Genomic DNA, 19,467 nt, shown 5'->3' with positions numbered 1-19,467 from the left:
CGGGTAACGCTGTGTTGTTCTTTACGCGGCGAACTTCGCCGCCATCTTCCGGCTGACTCTTTCGGCCAGCGAGGACAACCAATGCAGAGCCTTGGCGGTCGGGAAGATGAGGTTGCGCTTGCGATAGGCAGGGTCGGAACGCTGCTCAAGGAAGTCCGGTCCGGGTTCCCGATTGCGTTTGATCTGCGAGAGGTCGAGGACGTTACGGCTAACAGCCGAAGGAGAGAGGCCCCCAAGCGCCTTCTCCAAGTCCACCTGCTGAATGCCTGGCTCGTCTACCACTGTGAGCAAGGTCAGGATGCGAGTGGCTGTGATGTCCTCGTCGATCTCCTCTCGAAATGCTGACAGAGCGGTGGTCAAAATGACCGTCAGTTCTTTCTGGGAGAGATTCATGGCTTCTCAATTTCCTAGTGGGGATGGTTCCCCCGAGGGAGCCATCAGGTTCTATCTTCGCAACGCAACGTAAGGATTACAAGCCCGAGGCCAATATTGGTGGCATGTTTGCCGATCTTGTCGATCCAAAAGCCCCTTTGCCAAGGGGCAGGTCGGAAGTCGAGGTCGATGTCATATCCGAATGCTTTCACGTACTTGTCCAGGTACTACGCCCGCCTGCTGGGGGTCATCCAGACCCCCGCACGCGGCTCCGCAAAACACAGCCCATCCCCGGCTGCGCTCTCATTAAAAAGTTTAGAACTCAACGACTTAGTGCGGGCAGGACAAGCATCATCCCCAGGGTCACAAAGGCCCCAATCACGGCGACCAGAAAGAGCGCTTGCCCGGTCCGCACCAAGGCGAGCGCCATTCTCTTTTTCGCGTCTCTCATAGAGTGAGACTGCCTTCCTGGTCGTCCGAGGTGAAGGACGATGCCAGGTGGCACCGTCCATCGCTCGAAGTCCAACACCAGAGCAGGGCGCGACCGCAATAGTCTAGTACCACGGGAGAGATTGATCCCGGCTCAGGGAATGAACTATTCATGGTCTGTGGGGTTCCGTGAACCGTCCGGGGCGTCTTTGGGGACGGGGTAGGTGAGCGTCCAGCCGGTAGCCTCGGGGGCCATCGTGAACTGCACGCCGGTCCGCATCAGGCCGAGCATTGCCCGGATGGCGGCGCGGCGCTCCTCGTGGGTAAAGCGGATGGTTCTCATCATTGGCTGGCCTCATCAGGCTCGGTTTCGATCACGGTGGCGATCAGCTCCTCCTCAATGATCAAGAAGGGGCCGACCTGGCGGACCTTGAGGGAGGTAATGACGATCAGGGCGTTACGCATGTGTTCCGTCTCCATTAGGCAAGTGTTACAAATATAGAACGCTCTAGACCAGCAGTAGGACAATGGGCATAATGATGGTGCGTGACCGTCATCCCCCTGCCCGGTAACAAGGAAGATCGAATGGACGACCCCCATTTCTGGCTTTACGGCATAGGCCTCGTGCTCAACCTTTGGATATCGATTCCGAGGGTTCACAAGGCGTATCTCTACGTGCGGCGATTGCTGCGGCCCAAGAAGGGCTAGCGGTTCCAGAAGTAGAAGCCCGAGGCCTCGTAGGCATCGCCGCCAAGCATTAGGTCGCGGCCGTAGCTCTCGTAGTCGAAGTAGCGCGCCAGCTCGACGGGCACGTCTGCTAGGACGCCCTGTTCTTCGATCAAGTGCTCGGCGAAATCCGCCCAGGAATCGAACTGACCCGCGTAGGCGTCCCGGAAGTCGTCCACGGTGACGCCGTCGTGTTCGTGGTCTCGATAGGCGAGGAATGCCTCCCGCTCGGCATCGTCCAGCTCCTCCAGCGTCTCTACGAACTCGCACAGCTTGTCGAGGTCCGGATATTCGCCCCACGACGCGGGCAAGTCGTCGCAGTCGTGAACCGCCCACTCCTCGGCGCTGGGAACACTTCCGGCGCTATTACAGGTCGCGCAAGCAGCGTTGAATGCTGCGGCCTCGTTGTAGTGCGGCCCGCAATCGGGGCAGGGTACGCGCACGTTCGGGTGCGGCGACTCGCGCAGGATGCTGCTGATCTTCTCGCGCAACCCGTTGGCGTCCAGGCCTTCCAAGTCGATCCAGTCGCCGTGCTGTGCGCCGTTGTTATAGGAGGCCAGGCAGGCCACGTAGATTTGCATGGGATGCTCCAGGCATGAAAAAGCCCGCTCTAGGCGGGCGATTATGAGGAAGTGAAGCTGCTCGGTTGTTTTTAGTAACTTTTATATAATCGAAGTCACTTAACACAAGGCGGGAGAATGGCGATATTATTCGCGCGCCGACCAAGTTGGCGGCGTACAGAAAGTGATGGGTATTTAGCTATGAGCGATTTTACGGATTCAATTCAAAACGCCGGCGGCTTGCTGCTACTGGAGCCGCGCTCCGAGTTCGTGGCGGCGCATACGGCCTATGGTTCCATAAGCGAACTGCTTGTTGCCGCAGGCGTTGATGAGAACAATGAGGCGGAATTGATTGGCTTTGCGCGCGCGGGTGCAGACAATTTTATCCGGCAGGCTTCGTCGTTTGGGTCATGGCAGGAGTTTCTACACGCGGCCCTGGCCGACGCAGAGGAATATGCCCGCCACTAACTGAGTAGCCCGATTGGACTGCGTTTCCTAGTGCGCCCAATCGGGCTTGATGTTCAGCAGGTACGCGGCGGCGACTGCGCGGGCGGACTCTTCGTCAGCCACGTCGGCGATCCACCACCACCGATCTTTCCCTGCCCAGCGGTAGACGCCCCAATACTGCGCAGCGCACGGCGCGCACGGCTCGACGCTTCCCTCGAACTCTTGACGCGGCCCGTAGGAGACCGAGCGGTCGCCGATGGTCACCAGCTTGTCCCCGGCCGGGAGGGCCAGGTCGTTTTCTTCGTTGCTCATGTTGAACTCCGGACAGCAAAAAGCCGCCTCTCGGCGGCTTCGTGTGTGCCCCGCTGGGGGACTTAGAAGAAGTATTTGGCCAGACCGATAGCCGCGGCGAAGATGCCGGAACAGACCAGCATCGGATACCAGCGCGCCTCAGCGTTGATCTTGGCCGTTTCGGCGATCAGCTTGGCGATTTCAGCGTCCGTCTTGCGGGCGACACTGGCGTCCATTTGTGTACCTCGGCGGCTCATGCGGTTTGTCCTGAGTGTAGCGGAAGGGTAAGGCGGGCGGCGACAAGCGCGCCCAGCGTCGGGAAGAAGCCCACCACGCTACCGTTGCAGCGGAGGAGCCAGCGGCCGCGCTCGCGGCGACAAGTGAAGGTCATCGGGTGACCTCCACGCGCACCGTGGTGCGCTTCCGATCAATCAGCACGAAATGGCGTCGGCTTTCCTCGCCGGTCTCCCGGCTGATCGACTCGATCATCAAGCGACGCCAACGCCCGGCCGTGTAGACCTCCCAATGGGTCTTGATGGGGCCACGGCCATAGTGGTCGTCGGTGTGGGGTCTGGTCCGCGCGGGGCACCGCTCGGTCACCATCGACTCTCCAGCGCTTCCGTGCTGGACGTAGCAGTCAGTGAAGGGGACGAGGTCAGATTTCATGCGGCGCGCTCCAGTTCGGCGGTGATCCACTCGCGGGCGATGGCTTCGGCGGTGGCGAGTTCGGGGTCGGCTTCATCGGCCAATCGCGCTCCCAGCGGCTCGGCGATCTCGTACCCGAATACGCCGGGGAAGCCGTCCGGCTTGCACAGTTCATCGAACAGCCGATGCAGCATCCGGGCGACGTCGGTCAGGAACTCCCCGACCTCGATAGTCACCGGCACGCTCGCGCTGTGCCATCCGGCTCCCAGCAACGCGAGGTCGATGGGGTCGAAGTCGGTGCCCTTGATGGCGCGGTTGACGTCCTCGGCGAAACGCTCGGCCTGCTGCGGCGTCATGGCGGTGGCGGCCAGCTCCTCGTGATAGTGGCCGTCCCGGTGAAGGAAGACATTACGGGTGCCGTAGGTGCGCAGCTCAGTCATGGGCCACCTCCACGAACAGGAAGGCGGCGACGACGAACTCCTGCGCGCTCATCCAATCCAGCACCGACCGCGGCACGTCGATGTAGCTGCCGTCCCCCGTTCCGATCTCCTCGGTTTCCAGGGCGCAGAAGAAGGTCGCCGAGGAGTCGCGGGGGCCGTACAGCATTGCCGGGGTGCCAGCGCCGGGGTCATCCGGGAACACCTCGCGGCGGTCCAGCTCGATCCTCCATATCGGCGCATGGGGGCAGGTCAGGGTCTTGGTATCCATATTGGGCGGCTCCTGTCAGGCGATGAGGACGTGGGACTTGCGGGTGCGGCAGAAGGAAAAGACGTAGGCGCGTCCCAGCACGAAGACGCGGAGGAACGTGATGCCGCCTACGGTTTGCTTACGGATGCTCATGTGACCTCCGGGGATCAATTGCGATGCGGGGATGCAATAGGCACAGCTTTGGTGTCGCGGTCGGGGGCCTTGCGCTCCAGGTCATTCAGTCGCGCCCGGTGTTCCCGGATTGCCTTGCGGATGCAGCCCGCCACGAAGTAGTCGCGGGCGGTCATGCTGTAGTCGATGTGTTCCATCGTCGTTCTCTCAGTGAATCCGACCACCAAAAGCCCCAATCACCTAGGGCCTTTGGCGGTCAGACTCCACACGGTGTGTGTGTCGTCTAACCGTCGCCAGCTTCCGGGGTTTCTGTATGACTCGCCTCATGCGGGCCTAGGGGATCGCGTCGGGGCCTTGCGCCCCAGCTTGGGAGGAGTCGTTCAGTCCTCCCCGCTATCCCTAGGTTCCGCCGTCGTCGGCCAGTCCCCCGGTCACTCCCCACTCCTAGGTAGGGGACAACCTTCGCCAGTAACAGGCGTGTTCGCAGTAGGCGCTTTCCAGCACTCCACGGCCTGCGGGTCTCGGCACCATGCCGATCTGCAATCACCACCGGGGCAACCGGCGGGCGGCGTCCGTGCCGCATCTATCCATCCCTGTCTGTCCAGTGATCCCTCGAAGGGGATGCACCGGGTATACCTCTTGCCTAGCCTCGGACGCCTTTCGGTAGGTCCTCGGCGCTCCAGCGTTATCCCTATTGGCTCTATGGCGACCTATCCGTGTCGCGGCCAGCGGTGGAGCGTTTCAGCGTGGGGCTATCCTAGCCCGTCCATCCCGGTTTGTCAATCCCTCCCTGTAGTGGGATGGTCCAACTTGCCGAATCGCGTTGTTGCTGCGACGGGGACTAGATTAGATCAATCCCGGATGCGGTGTCAATCCCCTTTCGGCAAGAATGTTGGATGGGGTCTGAATCGGCCTGTATAGGGCAACACGCGCGCGCAAAGGGCAGGCGGTAGGTGTGGCCGTGGTGGGCGTAGGGCGGGCCGTGGTGGGCGTGTGGTGGGCGTAGGTAGGGCGGTGGTGTGCCGAGGTGTGCCCAGGGCGAAACGTGGACACGCTGGGGCCAGGTATCGACGAATCAAAAAGACAGATAGGGACAGACAGACGCGGATGGATCGCAGCGCGTGGCGGCGTTGAATGGCCGCTGATACCCTTGGTACTGGATACGTAATCCAGTGGTTTGCCTTTGTAATCAACGGGTTAGCGCTGGTGGTGACAGCGCAGGTGACGCGCGCGTTCTCTCAGGGTGCCGCTGGACGGCTTGGGGGCCTACGGGGGGTGAAGCGCGCGTTCCGAATCGTCATATACCCTAACGAAAATCTCTGACGAACATTCGAGCCATGACTAAAGGACGAGCCGCCTTTGTTCTTCTCCTGCTGCTCCAGGCGGCGACTGCGTTCTCGCGGGAACCAGTGAAGACGTCAATAGCGCGGCCTTACTTCGAGTGCGTGCGGGACGCCGCCGTTCGATACGCAGCAAAGGCTGAGGACGTCAATACGGTCATCCAGGCTGCGGAGGCATCTTGCCAGGAGGGGCACTTTGATCTTCTTGCGACGATCTTGGCCGAACATGCGATGAGAGGCACGCCAGGTGACCTAGAACAAGTAGGCAAGCGAACCTTGGACCTCATGGAGGCGGCATGGCGGCCAGACATCGTCAAGGCAATACTCGACGCTCGCTGACCTCAGTCCCTCGGGTCGGGGACAGCAGCCCGGCCACCGCGGCCCTTGGATACACGCCAGGCGATCATGGCGAGACCGGAGAAGCCCCACAGGACGCACAGAGGAACAGCCCAGGTCATCCCGTGGCCGTGCGCGTAGATCGCTATGAGGGGGTTGATCGGGGTCATGCCCGCGATCAGCAGGATCAGAAGGAGACGCTGCATGGTGGTGATCCGACAAGTGGGGACTCAGGTGGACGTAGGACACACCGTGAGTACATAGGACTATCCATAGTTATCCTTGTTGATGAATAACTATGAATAGTTCTACTAGGTAAACATATAGAAGAACTATAGATATACAGGGTAGCACGCCTGTCAAGAGGGTCTTCGACCTAGCGCCTCTGGCAGAATAGCTTTGCGCCATGGAGGCGCTACTAAAGGGGAAGGAAGATGAGCGAGGTAGATGGTTGGAATGTCTGTGTGATTGAAGGAGATATGTCGTCGGACAGCTCCGCGGATCAGTACCCCCAAGTCAACGTATGCCCATCGTGTATCAAGGAAAACCGCGGTAGCGAAGAGAGCGACCATATCGTGTCGATTGAAGGTCCTTACGATCCCAACTACGGCCCCGAATGCGGCCTCTGCGGGACTTCCCCGGAAGAGTAAAGAATGGGGGCGCTATCTTGCGCCCCCTTCCTTTGGTCTTACCGCCTGGGTTTCAGCCAGGTTCGACGTTGGGTGTCGTAAGTGCGAACCGGAGGTCCGCTGTAGAGGTCCGTGGTGCAGGCCAGGAGTACAGCCTCGGTGGCGGTCTTCCCATCCTTCATTCCGGCCAGAGCGATCGGTGCGCCACTACCGGCCACGAACAGGTCGCGGCGGACGTCACAGGCGAGACCATCCTCGCCGTAGTAGACCACGGGGGTCTCCCGCAGACCGACCACGAGGACAGAGTAGTCGCCCATCGAGAGGCGTTCGTCGCCAGCGGCGATCTCCCTGACCGCCTGCTGGATTTCCGAGGAAGTCCCCGCGCCGAACACGATCAGCTCCTTGCCGTCGTCGGTGGTCACCGCGTAGGACTTGTCCTCCTCGTAGCGGATGCCCCCGGCAGTCACCTGGCTGTCGATAGCAACCAGGCGACCGTCGTAGGCGAGGGTCGTCACGAGGCGATGTGTTCCTTCCAGAAGGTCTTCCCGAGCTGGCGGTCGGCGACGAAGATGCCCCACAGTTCGACCGCGAGGTCTCGCACGGTCTCCCATAGGCGCAGCGTCACGGTCACCGGGATGGCGAACAGGACGACGGCCACGACGTACCAGAAATAGGAGACGCGCACGGCGACGTCCAGGCGCGCTACGGCCTCGCGGGCACGCTGCGCTACGTGGGTATAGGCGGACGCGCAGGCGGCCCGCAGGCGAACGCACAGAGCGTCCACGGTGGTCTTGATGGTCACAGTTTGGAGTTCCAGAGATTGACCTCCGCTTCGCGGCGGTCGATGAGTCCTTGCAGGTCCTTGAGGACGCCCTTTACGCGGCCTTTGGTCCAGCGGCGGAGCTGCGCAGGAACGGAGGCGTAGTCGCCAGCGTTGAGCTTTCGCAGCAGAGTGGATGTGGCGAGATTGCCTTCGCCCAGGTTGAACACGAAGTCGATCAGAGCGGCTTCCTGCGGCGCGCTAAGGGGCACGCGGACGAGGCGGCGGACGGTGGTAGCGGCCGAGGCCAAGTCGGCCTCCAGCAGCTCCACAGCGCGTTGTTCGGTGATGCGCAAACCAGGCTTTACGTCACGGCCGGTGTGGCCGTAGCCGATGGTCCATTTGTCAGCGGGGCAGAGGTACGCCACCAGGCGCAGACCCTCCGACTTCATCGTCAGAGGGCGCGCGAGCTGGACAGCCTGGCTCATACCGGGGCGTAGGGATCGAGCTGGCCGCCAGTGACGGGAGCCGTGGGGGTACCGTCGATGTCGTTGTCGTCGTCATCGCGGTGGCGGAGGAACAGGTACAGCAGGGCAGCGGCCACGAGGGCCATCAGCCAGGCAGCAAGCGCGTGCGACATAGGGGGTCTCCTAGTACGTGTCGAGGTAGTTGGTGGGGTGGGGCGAGTTGCCCAGGACGGACCGGATGAAGTCGGCGTACTGCTGGTCCAGCAGCTCGGCGGCGTACCGCTTCTCTTCCTCGGTCACGTCGCGGCTCATCTGCTCGGCCCAATAGTTCACGGCCATTGCGAGCGCATCGAGGCGGTCGTCATGCCGGAGGGCACCGCGGTCGCGGGTGATGCGGGTGAGCTGGTAGAACAGTTGGTACTTCTGGTCGGACTTCTGGTCCGTGCGGAGCAACGACGCATCAACGACCAGACGATGCTGATTCAGCACCGGCTCCAGGATGTTGATGATTCGGTTCTCCTTCGAGGTGCCGTAGTGCTTCACTTCCTCGATAGGGCACGGATAGATGCGCTGCAGGACGGCCTTGAACAGCTTGGTGAACATGCCGTCGCCGAAGTTGGCTTCCAGCAGGATCACCGAGACCTTCTCGGCCCGTGCGATGTGCGCCAAAGTCTCCAAGGCTTCATCGTCGAAGCCCGCCTTGGTCGCCCCCGCGCGGCGCGCATAGAGCATCCCTCGCAGCATCGAGACCACCGCGTAGCCGGTCTCGTCGCCGCCGCGGCCGGACGGGTCGATTGCCATGACCTTGCCCGTGAACTCCTCCATATCCGGAGCGACGTACATGGGGCGGTACAGGCGGTCGCCAGTGAAGCCGACCGAGGGAATGTCCAGGGCGTATTCGTTGCCCGAGGACCACACGGTGCGGACCGGGGCGACCTCGCGGTCGATGTCCATGACCAGCAGGTCGGAGAGCTTGAGCGGGTAGCGCTCGCTGTCCGACAGGGTGGTGTCCAGCATGAACTGGAGCATGAAGCCAGAGCGGCCGTAGGACGCCTCTCGCTCCAGCAGGTCCTCATCGGAGAAGCGAACGGACTCCGCGTTCTTCCAGGCGAGGCGCTTGGGGTCAGAGTCAAACTGATCGGCCAACAGTGGAGCCAGGCGGTCGCCGTAGGTGGCCCGGTGCTTGGCGTCCTTGGGGAACCGAGCGGGCCAGATGCGGATTGCGTAGCCGCGCTCGGGCAGCTTGTTGTAGATCGACTCTTCGGTCTGCGGGGTGCCCAGGTAGACCACCTCGCCACCGGGCTTGAGGACCGCGTCGAACTCCTTGATGAGTTCGCCCAGCTTCTCGCGCTGCACGATGGTGAGTGAGTTCTTTGGCACCTCGACGTCGTCGGCCACGATGGTGTCCGCACGGGAGCCGGTGAGCTGACCGGTGATGCCCACGGACTTCACCGAGGGGGACTGATCGGGCAGCGCCGGGCCGACGTCGAACGCCAGGTTGGAGTTACGCTGGTCGCCGCGAGGCTTTAGGTGGTGCAGCTCGGGCAGCGTTTCGATGAGGCGCTTGACGAACACGGAGAACGAGTCAGCGCGCTCCTTGCTCGCCGAGACCACCATGATCTTGTGCTGGGGGTTCTTCCAGAGAAGCCAGCAGACGTAGGCCGCCGTTACCCAGGACTTCCCGACGCCGCGATACGCCATGATGATGCGACGTCGCGGCCCGGCTTGCAGGTATTCGCAGATGTCGTACTGGATCGGAGTGGGCGTGGGGAGGCCCAGCTCCTTCCAGACGTACCAGGCGAAGTTGCGGAAGTCCTCGAACGGATGGCGAACGTGGAGGCTGGTGATGCCCTCCACTTAGTTCAGTCGGCCATCCTGAGCGGGGTCGAACGGATACTGCGTCATCCTGTCTGCCACGCGGCCCATCGGCGAACCGGGGACCGCCACGGCAGACACGTCGTTGTCCTTGACGAACTGGCGGATGACGTTCAGCAGCGCCGCAGCGCCCTTCTCATTGGGGTCGATGTTGTCGAGGGCTTCCTCGAACACCTCGGCCAGCTTCGAGTGGACTGCGGCGATCTTGTCGATGGACGCGGCGCGGCTCACTTGGACACCACGCGATTGAACAGGGCCTCCAGGGCGGAGGCACCCAGGGACGACAGGATGCACGCGAGTGCAACCTGGGCGACGAAGGAAACGCCGGGGATGAGGATCACGATGGCACCTGCGGCAACGCCGGTAGCGCCGGAGAGAACTGCTCGGCCGCAAGCCTGCTTCCAGGTCAGCGGTTCGTTCGAGGTGAGCATCTTGGCGATGCCCACGATGAGGCCAGCGCCCGCGAGGGCACCGACCAGCTTGACTTCGTCGTGCATTGGTCTCTTGTGTGTGATTTGCGGTTACAGCGGCACGCCGAAGGAGTAGCTGTAGCTGCCGCTGACGGTGATGTTGGTGACGCCGTCAGTGACGACGACGGTGTATGTGCCGGACTTCTCCTGGTTGCGCCCGGTCGCACTGACGGTGATCGTGAGACCACTGTGCGAGATCGACGCGCCGCCAGTGACGGTGCGGGAGACAATCGAGTAGTTGCCCGTGCCGCCCGAACAGCTCACGGTGGCGCTGCGTGACACGGTGCCTTGCGTGGACTGCGCCCACTGGCCGGACAGCCAGCTGGTGATGGACGCCTGGAACGGAGTTGCCTTGACCGCGTTGTAGAACCACGACAGGTACATGATGCCGCCCGTGGGGACGTTGGCGTTGGCACCCACGTCAGGCACCAGTCCTGCGCCTCGGAAATATTGGTGCGCGTACACCGGGTAGCCGCCGCCGAACTCGGCGCGGATGGCCTCGAACGACAGCGCGCCGGAACCAGGGAGGGCCATTAGGCACCTCCCTCAAGCTCGGCGAGCCGCTTGCGCAGCGCCTGCACCTCGGCGATCAGGAGCGGCACAGCCTTGTCCCAAAGGATCGTCTTGATGCCGTTGTGCGCGGACTCGTGGACCATGTACGGCAGAACCTCCTCGACCTCCTGGGCAATCGCTCCGTACTCGTGCTTGGACGAATAGGTGAATCCAGGGTTCAGCTCGGCGATCTGCTCGTCGTTCCAGTCGAACTCCCGAACTTGGAACTTGGCGAAGAAGTCGTCCACCTTCGATTGCTCGATGGCGGTGACGTTCTCCTTGAGTCGTGCGTCCGAGGCATAGGCGATGATGTTGCTCTGACACTGCCAGTCGTTGCCGCTGTTTCGGAAGCAGGACCAGCCGAAGCTGTTGGAGGCCAGGAAGCCCAGGTTGTTGTCGTTGCAATGCAGCCAGTGGGACGTACCGTTGTCCGTGTCGTAGAACGTGATGGTCGGCGAGGTGCTTTCCAGACGGAGACCGCCATCGGTTCCACCAGCGCTGGCAATCAGGATGCCCTTGCCGTTGTAGGTGCGAACCCAGGTGCTGTCCTGCATGTGGATACCGCCGCCGTGAGCGTCGGAATACCAGCCGGTGCCTGCCTGCTGCGAGCGGAACCACCCAGCGCCCAGGTAGATTTGGTTGCCGACGTTGAGGCGTCCAGCAACAGCGGCAGTGCCATCGGTCTGTACCGAGAAGCGATCACCTGCCCCGGCCGCCCACAGACGGAGCGCGCTACCGGTGGCGTAGAGGTTCCACTCGGGACCGCCTGAGCGATCCTCGACGGCTAGGCAGGATGAATTACCCAGCGACTTGACGCCGCCCTTGACGGTGAGTGCGCCGTACTCGTCGCCGCCGATGGGGGCACCGTTGACGCTAACGCGCCCGTTCACGCCCAGCGCAGCGAGACCGCCAGTTACCGGAGTCTTCATGCTCAACAGGTTGTAGCCGTTGGCACCCGTCGAGTCGTAGGCGTACATCGCCAGCGAGCCATCACCTTCCAACACGTCCAACCAACGGGTTACCCCGTTCGACCAGCCACGCCCGATCAGACCTGTCTGGACGGCGAAGGTGCCGCCGAAGGCCGACACTCGGTGCGCCGACAGTGAGCCGATGACCGCAGCGGGTGCGTTGACGTTGACCACGGAGCCGCGCAGGCTCAGGGGCGCATACGCGGAGTTGACGCTGTTCACTGCGTCAATGGTGACGCCGCAGGAGCCTTCCTGGCGGATGAATGCCTGGTCGGTGCCTGCACCCGGCTGGATGCGCGCGGTGTTTGCGTAGAAGGTGCCTGCGCTCAGGTTCGTCACAGTGCCACCCGACTTGTCCAGCTTCGCGTCCAGGGCGGACTGGAGACCACTGACGCTGGCTACGGTGTGCGTATGGCCTACGTCGGTCTTCCCGTCCAGGGCCGATTGCAGCCCCGAGACGTTGGCGATGGTGTGCGTGTGCGACGACGCTGCCTTACCGTCGAGCGCGGTCTGGAGGCCGGTCACGTTGGCGATGGCGTGCGTGTGCGAAGCAGCAGCCTTACCATCAAGCGCCGCCTGGGTGGCAGCGCTGACCGGCTTGTCCAGGTCGGCGGTGTTGTCCACCTTGTCCAGACCCACCTGAGCCTTCGTGTGCGAGTGCGTGCTGGGCGGATAGGTCGTCGGCTTACCGGTGACGTGGGTGTTGAAGTCCACGTCGCTACGGGTCGCCAGTGCGCCCAAGCCGCCGATGTCGCCAGCGACGAGCGACACGTCGCCCTGCTTACCGGCAACGCTAGTCACCTGGTCGGTGTTGTCGATCTTCTCCCAGGCCGCGCCGTAGAGCGCCTGATCTCCGGGACGCCAGTGGATGTCACCGACCGTGCCCTCGCCGACCACCTTGTAGAAGTGGCCCTTCACCGGATTCGCCGGGAACTCGCCAGTGCTGGCATCCCACGACCCCATGTAGATCAGCGAGCCGGTAGCCGCAGCCTGAGCCTGGGCGGCCCAATGCTTCGCCGAGAACTCGCCCGGCGACACCTCGGTCCCCTGCGGCGCATTTGCGTACAGGTTCGCGGTGTCCCGTGCGGTCTCCGCAGCGGTCTTGGCGGACGATGCGGACTGCGCCGAGGATGACGCAGCGGATGCATAGCCCGACGCGGTGGACGAGTGGCCCGCCGCAGTGGTCGCCGAGCCAGCCGCCTCGCTCGCCTTGGTCGTCGCAATGGACGCCTGGGCTTCGGCGCGGTTGGCCTGGGCAGTTGCATCAGCGAACGCGGTGGCCGCATCGGAAGCGCTTTCGGCGGCCGCAGCAGCCGAGGCCGCAGCTTCGGTCGCATCGGCTTCCGCCAGGTCTGCCGTGTCGGTCACGTAGCCCAGGATGGTCTGTGCCTGATCGCGCGAGGTGGCCGCAGCGGTTGCCGCAGCCTGCGCATTGGTGCGCGCGGTGCCAGCCTCGGTGGACGAAGTGGCGGCGCTGGTGGCCGAGCCAGACGCAGCCAGGGCGGACGCGGCGGACTCCTCTGCCGCCGAGGATGCGGCGTAGGCAGATGCAGCCGCCTGGGTGGCGCTGTTGGCGGCAGCGGTGGCCTGCTGGTCCGCACGGGTTGCAGCATCGGCAGCAGCGACCGCCTCGTCGGCGATGTCTGCGGCAGACGCGGCAGCACGCACAGCGGACGCTTCTGATTCCTCTGCGGAGGCAGCGGACGCCTGTGCCGATTCCTCGGAAGCAGACGCCAGTGCCGTCGCGGTGGAGACCAGGTCGCGCACCTGCACGACCGAGCCGGTCAGCTCGTTGGTCAGCGTGCCTACATCCTTCTGGAGCTGCGGGAACGACGGGAGCGTGTAGTTGACGCCGAGGCCGTCCGTCACAACGACGGTGCCTTCCTCCTGCGTCAGCAGCGCGATCATCTGATTCTCGCGCCGATTCCAGCGGTCCACCAGCGTCGAGAGGCGGGTAGCCAGCTCGGAGTTGGAGACGTAGCCAGGGGTCGTACTCATGCGGTGATTGCGTTCTCTTGAGGGTTATCGAATGCCGAAGGCGAAGCCGCCAATCGACGTGATTAGGTAGTTCGGATAGGCCGGGGCGTCGTAGCCGTGGACCTGGGGCGGCGGGCTGGATGCACGGGCACGCACGCGGAACGCACGGGCACCACCAGTCCATGCACCGGACGCCGACAGCGTCACGCTCTGCTCGTAGGTGTAGAAGTCGGAGGCGGTGAACGAGTTCCCCGCGCCGTCCATTACGGAGATCAGCGCGTGGTACATCGGCGGCTCGTGCGAGGCGATGACCACCCACACGGAGTCGCGCAGCTCCTCCAGGATCACGTGCAGTCCGTAGACGCGACGGTTCGCGGTGACAGTGACCGACACGGAGGGCGTGTGCCCTTCGCCAGCCAGCACCGGAGCGCCAAGCCAGAACTCGTGGATTTGCACCCAATCGCCCAAGGGGATGAAGTTGTTGCCCGCCTGGTAGCAGAGGCTCGTCGCCCCGCTCCAGCCAACGCCGGTAGCGGATTGGAACTGGCCCACGATGTTCGGGGCGTTCACCTTGCCAGCGAACTTGGCGTTGCCGTAGCGGTCCACCCACATCACCGCGTTGTTCGCGGTCTTCCCACCGGAGCCAATCCACAGCGGCCACTCGCCGACGTTGGACATTTCAGCGCGGAACTCCAGGGCATTCACGACGTTGCCGTTGGCGTCGAGCGTGTGCGTCTTGAACGTACCGCCGTTGATCGTGCCCGCATTCGCGGTCAGCGCCGACAGCGAGTTCACCCTGATCTTGTCCGCAGTGATCGTCCCGTCCACCACCAGCGCACCCTGGATGCCCACAGTGGACACGCCACCAACAGTGCCGATGACGAAGGGGTAGCGGATGGCCGCCAGCGTGCCGCCCGAGGTGTACTGCGGGTGGACGAAGGCGAATCGGTCGGCGCTCACGATGAAGTCGCTGCCGGTTGCGGGGTTGGCCGACAGTGCGATACCGGCGACCACGGGGACACCGTTGACGGTGCCTGCGTTGATCTTGACCGAGTAGTTCGCCTGCCACTGCCCGTACATGCCAGCGTGTTCGCCAGCGACGACGTTGAAGCTCTGCTGGAGAGTTGCGAATGCGCCATCCTTGAACGCCTGCACCTGGGTGCTTGCGATGGACTGCGCCTGCTCTGCGGTGATCTTGGTGGACTGGAGCTGCTGCACCAGCGCGCCGGTTGGCGACGTGGTGTCGATGTCAGCTTTACGCCAGCTCGCGCCGTCCCAAACGTGCGTCAGATACGCGCCGGTCTGTCCGGTCTTGATCCAGAACGTCGGAACCTTGAAGCCGCCAGCGGGGGCCGTTGGCTGCGTCTCGGAGAAGATCGTCGGCGCGGTGGTCGTCTGGAGCGTGGACACCTGGGTTGCCAGGGCCTCGCGTGCTGACGCCTCGGTGTCGATGCGCTGCTCGAATGCAGCCGACACGGCGGACACTTGACCGTCGATCTCGTTGGCGATGCCCTGCGGCACGTTCGCGCCGTAGCTCGAAGCCATCTGCTGCCGGAATGCCGTGTTGGCACCCTCGGCGGTCGTAAGGGCTTCCGTGGATTCCAGCAGGCCAGCGATGTTGCCACCATGCTCGACCACGGCGGTCTCCAGGTCGGAGACTCGGGCCTTCGTTGCGTCAACCTCGGCCAGCACCGCAGTGCGTACCTGAGCGACGCTGTCCGCGATCTCGGCCCCCAAGCGCTGCTCGGTGGCCGCGCGGGCTTCCTCGGTCGTGCTTTCGACTTCGTCGATCCGCTGGTTGAGCGCTGCGGAGACGACCTCGCCGTTCGACACGATCTGAGCTTGCAGCTCGGTCAGCGCCTCCACGCGGGCGGAGGTCTCGTCGGCGATGGCCCGGTTGATCTCCAGGAACTGCGCCTGGTTGCTCTGCGTGGCGGTATCGACGCGGGCGAACAGGTCCACGATCTGCTGGGCGATGACGCGGTTGCCCTCGGTCAGCACGCCGATCTCCTCGGTGGCCGAGCTGATCTTGTCGCCATAGTCACGCTGCACGTCGAAGAACTCGTGCGAGCGCATGATCTCCTCCAGGATCGCCTCGGCGTTCATGTCGATCAAGTCGATGCGCGTCAGGAGGTCCTGGAGCGCAGGCGAGCGAAGAAGCTGCTCAATGATCGCATTGAGGTCCGAGTCACCACCGCCGTTGCCAGGGGTGCCACCGGGGAGACCGCCGCTGCCGAACTCCAGGAGTTCCTGGTGGGCATACAGCAGTTGGCGGAAGGACTTGGAGAGGTCCCTCGCCGGAAGGTTCGCGCCTTCCCGGTAGTTGACCAGGAGGGCGTCAATCGGCGTGAAGCGCCGGATGGTCACAGTGAATGGTGCTTGCAGCACGTCATCCTGCGACGGAATCTCGATGGTGTTGGCGTCTACCCACGAGACGGAGACAGCGCGGGCCGAGCCGGGTTCTCCGACATACGCCCGGACGTGATCGCGGGTGATGTACGGGAACGGCACGGTGAACCGCGTAGGGCCTCCCTCGTAGGTGAACATCACGAAGGAAAGGCCGCGCGATAGTTCGATCATGCGTCCTCAGAAAAGGTGAGGCCCCTTTCGGGGCCTCGGTGGTTAATCGTCAGTGCCGTCAGCGTTGTCGGGGAATTGCTCCTCGATCACCTTGTCGGCGAGGTTGCGTGCGCCTGTCATGTTGTTGAAGGCCCAAATCTTCCAGAAGTCCTGCATCTGCTTCTCGGTGATCTGCTCGTCGTCCTTGATGGCAGCGCCAATCATTCGACTGGAGCCATACACACGGTTTGCCAGGTCGAGCGTGGGGATGCCCATGATTCCGTTGGACAAGCCGGTCGAGCGGTTGTTGGAGAAGATAGGGTCGTTGCCGAGAGTGTCGGCCCACACGAAATCGGTGATCGACGGGATGGCCGTGGACCAGCTCGATTGGGCGATGCTGTTCTTGTAGAAGTTGGTGGTGGTGAGCTGCTTCTTTCGCTGCTCCTCATTGCCGATGGTGTTGATGTACGTGCGCGCCGCCCAGCCCATGCCAGCCGCCGACGCCGAAAGCGTGACCATCATGTAGGTCCGCCAATCGTCGTAGTGGTGGAACGAATTGAGGAAGTGGCGCGTGTAGCTGTTGACCATGAAGCTGCGGAACTGCGTGACCAGACGCCCCACGGTGGAGTGCATCAGCTCGATGGAATCCGATGCGTCGCCTTCGAGAACCTGGTGACGCGATACGCGGAACAGGAATGCAGCCATGCGCTCCCTGGTCTCGAACGAGACAGCGTTCGGGTCGATCTGGTCGATCTTGCGTTTACCCTTGAGGTAGCCGAACAGGTCAGCCTGGGCCTTCTCGTCGAGTCCCCAGGAACGCAGACGTGCCACCTCGGCCGTACTCAGCTTCTGGGCGTTCGCCATATCGAGCATCCGCAGCATCGTTGCCCGTCCGGCGATTCGCTGGAGCATGGTGTTCACAGGAGCCATGCCAGACATCACCGAAGTGACGTGGGAGGCACCGTTGAGGGCGTTGTCGAAGCCGACCCCGAACCGGTTGTTGCCGAACGTCGGCGGTGCGAGGGCGTCGTCGTCCATCCGCATGAAGGGAGGGTTACGCAGCCAGTCGGTGCCAGGTGCGAACAGCGACTCCATCACTCGGGCCTCCTTGGAGGTGAGCTTCCCGTCCGCACCGCGGATCAGGAACTCCTTGGCGGCCAGCGTGGAATCAACGAAGTTCCGCACGCCTGCGTGGGCGATGGTGGGGCCGAGTTCCGCGAACAGCGAGAAGCCGACCTGGTTCATCACGCGGGAGAAGTTCCAGTTACGGAGGGCGCGCGCATAGCGCGAACCCTTGGATGCTGGATCAAGTTCAGTGGAACGGCCGAAGGTGGATTTGATGCCGATGTCCACCATTCGCTCCAGGTCCTTCACGTCATCCCCGGCGCGCTTGGCGTCGAGCTTGAGGTTGGACTGGAAGCGGTCGAGCTGCGCCCGGTTACGGACGTTGAGCTTTGACGACAGTGCGGACCACCCGGTGACCTCACGGAGATACCGGGCCATGACCGACTCGACATCATTGTCGAAGAGGTCGCTCATCTTCACCTGGATCGCCTCGCCCGCCTCGTTGGTCAACGTGGTGGCGAAGTTCTCGTCCAGGTCGATTCGCTGCTTGGCGCGGGCGAGCTTGCTGGCCTCGTAGGTCTTGCGTTCGAGGTTGCCCATGATCTCCTGCATCCGCACAGGGGCGACGCCAGCTTCCGCCAGCATCTTCTCGATCTCCTCGACTGAGTCGGAATCGAGCGGCCGCACCAGCAGTGCGCCGCCATCCCCCTCGAAGTTCGCCTGGGCGCGCTTGAGGTAGCTATTGGAAACTGCGGACAGCAGCTCATCGTCGATCTCATCACCCTCGTCAGCGAGGGCGGCCCATGCCTTGCGCATGGCGGGCTTGACCAAACCGTCGCGGACCTGATCGAACGTCAGGCCCTTCTCGCCGAACAGGGATTGAAAGCCCTTCTCGCTCCAGTAGCGCGGCAGGTAGTTGGGGTTGTTCCGGATGTTGTCGAAGCCGTCGAGACCCGAATCCTGCGCGAGCTTGAGCGCATCGCGCATCGTCTGGCGGACGCCTTGGGCGGCCTTGATGGCTTCGGGGGAGACGTCGGTGTCGCCGCGGACAGCACGGCCGATCTCTTCGTTGAACTGGCGGCGCGCGCCGTAGTTCCACCAGTGGGTGCCGGTGCGGTCCTTGAAGTCCGCCCATGCCGCATTGGACGTGCCGCGCCATTCGGTCTCCAGGGTGCCGAGGTGGCGCTTGGAGAACTCGGTGGCGGATTCCTGCACGGCGATGGAGCGGTCGGTATAGCCGACGCCGTCGCGGAACAGGCCACGGCCCGCCTCGCGGACCAGCGTGGACTTGGCCTTACCCATGCGCGCCGCTAGGTCGCGGCGGATACTGGCGTAGGCGGGGGCGATGTGCGCGTTGGTGAGCGCCTTGTCGGCGAACTCGACCTCGCGGTCGGTTCCCTCGCGCAGCGGGGAGATACCGGGGGTACGGTCTTCGGGGAGGTTGGCGACACGGGCAGCGGACAGAGAGTCCTTGCCGAACGTGCTGGTTGCCAGCTCCTTGACTCGGGAGGGATCGACGTCACCGTCGTACAGCGCGCCGCGCCGCGCGCCCAGCGCACCAGCGAACGCGAAAGATGTGGCAGCGTTGAGAGCCAGGTCTTCGAGGTGCTGGGACGGGTCGTACTGCATGGATGCGCCCTGGACCACCGTGGTGACGGCCGCCGCCTGGAGGCCAGAGCGAGCCATGTTGGCGATACGTCCAGCCTTGGCGGCATAGCCGAGGCCACCGGAGGCGATGTCGATACCGGTGGCGACCGGGTCGGTGAGGCCCAGCGCGATGTTGCCGCCCAGGCCGAACTGCGCCAGGTCTTCGTCCGCCATCTGGTTCTGGAAGGCGATGCTCTCCAGGTAGCTCAGATGCTCGTCGGAGGTAGCCTTACCGAACAGCTCCCACTGCTCGGGACGGAGGCCCAGCGTTTCCCAGCGCTTACGCGCGTCGGTAGGAATGCGGTAGTCGGGGGTCGGCTCGAAACCGAGGGAGGTAACGAAGCGGTCGATGAAGCCGATGCCGCCTTTGACCTGCGCGGCACCGATACCGTCCCACACGGTCGTCTGGTCCTTCCGGCGCTGCGCTTCCTCTCGGGCTGCTTTGTTCTCGCGGACGGCATCCACGACGGACTGCTGGCGCGCAGGCGCGAGCTTGGTCTCGTCAGCGCCGGGAAGGTTCTCGAACATGCGGG

The 19,467-nt window shown here is 63.4% G+C and carries 22 protein-coding genes; 1 reads left to right on the top strand and 21 read right to left on the bottom strand.

The window, feature by feature from the left end; genetic code table 11:
• Window positions 1–21 precede the first annotated feature (21 nt).
• The 3 genes from NJD74_RS04845 to NJD74_RS04835 all read right to left on the bottom strand — a co-directional run bounded on the left by NJD74_RS04845 (window position 22) and on the right by NJD74_RS04835 (window position 2,108).
• Complete coding sequence (locus NJD74_RS04845) at window positions 22–393, bottom strand: hypothetical protein (protein WP_319623785.1); 372 nt, start codon at window positions 391–393, stop codon at window positions 22–24.
• Between the two features lie 750 nt (window positions 394–1,143).
• A complete protein-coding gene (locus NJD74_RS04840) occupies window positions 1,144–1,266 on the bottom strand; it encodes a hypothetical protein (protein ID WP_319623784.1) in 123 nt (40 codons plus the stop codon).
• A gap of 239 nt (window positions 1,267–1,505) precedes the next feature.
• On the bottom strand, window positions 1,506–2,108 hold the full coding sequence (locus NJD74_RS04835; RefSeq protein WP_319623783.1) for an antirestriction protein ArdA: 603 nt from the start codon (window positions 2,106–2,108) through the stop codon (window positions 1,506–1,508).
• Window positions 2,109–2,288: 180 nt separating this feature from the next.
• Here NJD74_RS04835 and NJD74_RS04830 point away from each other — a divergent pair, with 180 nt between their 5' ends.
• Window positions 2,289–2,555 (top strand): hypothetical protein, encoded by a 267-nt coding sequence (locus NJD74_RS04830; protein ID WP_319623782.1) that lies wholly within the window; start codon window positions 2,289–2,291, stop codon window positions 2,553–2,555.
• A 27-nt stretch (window positions 2,556–2,582) separates the two neighbouring features.
• Here the strand turns inward: NJD74_RS04830 and NJD74_RS04825 are convergent, their stop codons facing one another.
• From NJD74_RS04825 to NJD74_RS04740, 18 genes are all read right to left on the bottom strand, one after another.
• Window positions 2,583–2,846 carry a hypothetical protein gene (locus NJD74_RS04825; RefSeq protein ID WP_319623781.1) on the bottom strand — a complete coding sequence of 88 codons (264 nt, stop codon included), beginning with the start codon at window positions 2,844–2,846 and terminating at the stop codon, window positions 2,583–2,585.
• Window positions 2,847–2,908: 62 nt separating this feature from the next.
• Complete coding sequence (locus NJD74_RS04820; RefSeq protein WP_319623780.1) at window positions 2,909–3,082, bottom strand: hypothetical protein; 174 nt, start codon at window positions 3,080–3,082, stop codon at window positions 2,909–2,911.
• Between the two features lie 130 nt (window positions 3,083–3,212).
• On the bottom strand, window positions 3,213–3,491 hold the full coding sequence (locus NJD74_RS04815) for a hypothetical protein (protein WP_319623779.1): 279 nt from the start codon (window positions 3,489–3,491) through the stop codon (window positions 3,213–3,215).
• Window positions 3,488–3,910: a hypothetical protein gene (locus NJD74_RS04810; protein ID WP_319623778.1), complete on the bottom strand. Its 423-nt coding sequence runs from the start codon at window positions 3,908–3,910 to the stop codon at window positions 3,488–3,490. The genes NJD74_RS04815 and NJD74_RS04810 overlap by 4 nt, the downstream gene beginning before the upstream one ends.
• The gene (locus tag NJD74_RS04805) at window positions 3,903–4,178 is read right to left on the bottom strand and encodes a hypothetical protein (RefSeq protein ID WP_319623777.1); all 276 of its coding nucleotides are present in this window, start codon (window positions 4,176–4,178) and stop codon (window positions 3,903–3,905) included. Before NJD74_RS04805 ends, NJD74_RS04810 begins: the two co-directional genes overlap by 8 nt.
• A gap of 146 nt (window positions 4,179–4,324) precedes the next feature.
• On the bottom strand, window positions 4,325–4,486 hold the full coding sequence (locus tag NJD74_RS04800; protein ID WP_319623776.1) for a hypothetical protein: 162 nt from the start codon (window positions 4,484–4,486) through the stop codon (window positions 4,325–4,327).
• A gap of 1,484 nt (window positions 4,487–5,970) precedes the next feature.
• A complete protein-coding gene (locus NJD74_RS04795; RefSeq protein WP_319623775.1) occupies window positions 5,971–6,171 on the bottom strand; it encodes a hypothetical protein in 201 nt (66 codons plus the stop codon).
• 482 nt (window positions 6,172–6,653) lie between these two features.
• Window positions 6,654–7,109: a hypothetical protein gene (locus tag NJD74_RS04790; protein WP_319623774.1), complete on the bottom strand. Its 456-nt coding sequence runs from the start codon at window positions 7,107–7,109 to the stop codon at window positions 6,654–6,656.
• Complete coding sequence (locus tag NJD74_RS04785) at window positions 7,106–7,396, bottom strand: hypothetical protein (RefSeq protein WP_319623773.1); 291 nt, start codon at window positions 7,394–7,396, stop codon at window positions 7,106–7,108. Before NJD74_RS04785 ends, NJD74_RS04790 begins: the two co-directional genes overlap by 4 nt.
• A complete protein-coding gene (locus NJD74_RS04780; protein WP_319623772.1) occupies window positions 7,393–7,842 on the bottom strand; it encodes a lysozyme in 450 nt (149 codons plus the stop codon). Before NJD74_RS04780 ends, NJD74_RS04785 begins: the two co-directional genes overlap by 4 nt.
• Window positions 7,839–7,994 (bottom strand): hypothetical protein, encoded by a 156-nt coding sequence (locus NJD74_RS04775; protein ID WP_319623771.1) that lies wholly within the window; start codon window positions 7,992–7,994, stop codon window positions 7,839–7,841. The genes NJD74_RS04780 and NJD74_RS04775 overlap by 4 nt, the downstream gene beginning before the upstream one ends.
• 10 nt (window positions 7,995–8,004) lie before the next feature.
• On the bottom strand, window positions 8,005–9,678 hold the full coding sequence (terL, locus tag NJD74_RS04770; protein ID WP_319623770.1) for a phage terminase large subunit: 1,674 nt from the start codon (window positions 9,676–9,678) through the stop codon (window positions 8,005–8,007).
• Window positions 9,679–9,927, bottom strand: a complete 249-nt coding sequence (locus NJD74_RS04765; RefSeq protein ID WP_319623769.1) for a hypothetical protein — start codon at window positions 9,925–9,927, stop codon at window positions 9,679–9,681. It lies immediately after the preceding gene.
• Window positions 9,924–10,193, bottom strand: coding sequence for a hypothetical protein (locus tag NJD74_RS04760; RefSeq protein WP_319623768.1), 270 nt, complete (start codon window positions 10,191–10,193; stop codon window positions 9,924–9,926). The genes NJD74_RS04765 and NJD74_RS04760 overlap by 4 nt, the downstream gene beginning before the upstream one ends.
• A 24-nt stretch (window positions 10,194–10,217) precedes the next feature.
• Complete coding sequence (locus NJD74_RS04755) at window positions 10,218–10,700, bottom strand: hypothetical protein (RefSeq protein WP_319623767.1); 483 nt, start codon at window positions 10,698–10,700, stop codon at window positions 10,218–10,220.
• Window positions 10,700–13,684: a tail fiber domain-containing protein gene (locus tag NJD74_RS04750; protein WP_319623766.1), complete on the bottom strand. Its 2,985-nt coding sequence runs from the start codon at window positions 13,682–13,684 to the stop codon at window positions 10,700–10,702. Before NJD74_RS04750 ends, NJD74_RS04755 begins: the two co-directional genes overlap by 1 nt.
• 24 nt (window positions 13,685–13,708) lie before the next feature.
• On the bottom strand, window positions 13,709–16,243 hold the full coding sequence (locus NJD74_RS04745; protein ID WP_319623765.1) for a phage tail fiber protein: 2,535 nt from the start codon (window positions 16,241–16,243) through the stop codon (window positions 13,709–13,711).
• A gap of 42 nt (window positions 16,244–16,285) precedes the next feature.
• Window positions 16,286–19,462, bottom strand: a complete 3,177-nt coding sequence (locus NJD74_RS04740) for a hypothetical protein (RefSeq protein ID WP_319623764.1) — start codon at window positions 19,460–19,462, stop codon at window positions 16,286–16,288.
• Between the last annotated feature and the right edge of the window lie 5 nt (window positions 19,463–19,467).

Source organism: Stenotrophomonas sp. RG-453, assembly GCF_033843685.1.
Classification (GTDB): domain Bacteria; phylum Pseudomonadota; class Gammaproteobacteria; order Xanthomonadales; family Xanthomonadaceae; genus Stenotrophomonas; species Stenotrophomonas bentonitica_A.
The sequence above is the reverse complement of the archived record's forward strand: the minus strand, read 5'-3'. Positions and strand labels throughout refer to the sequence as shown.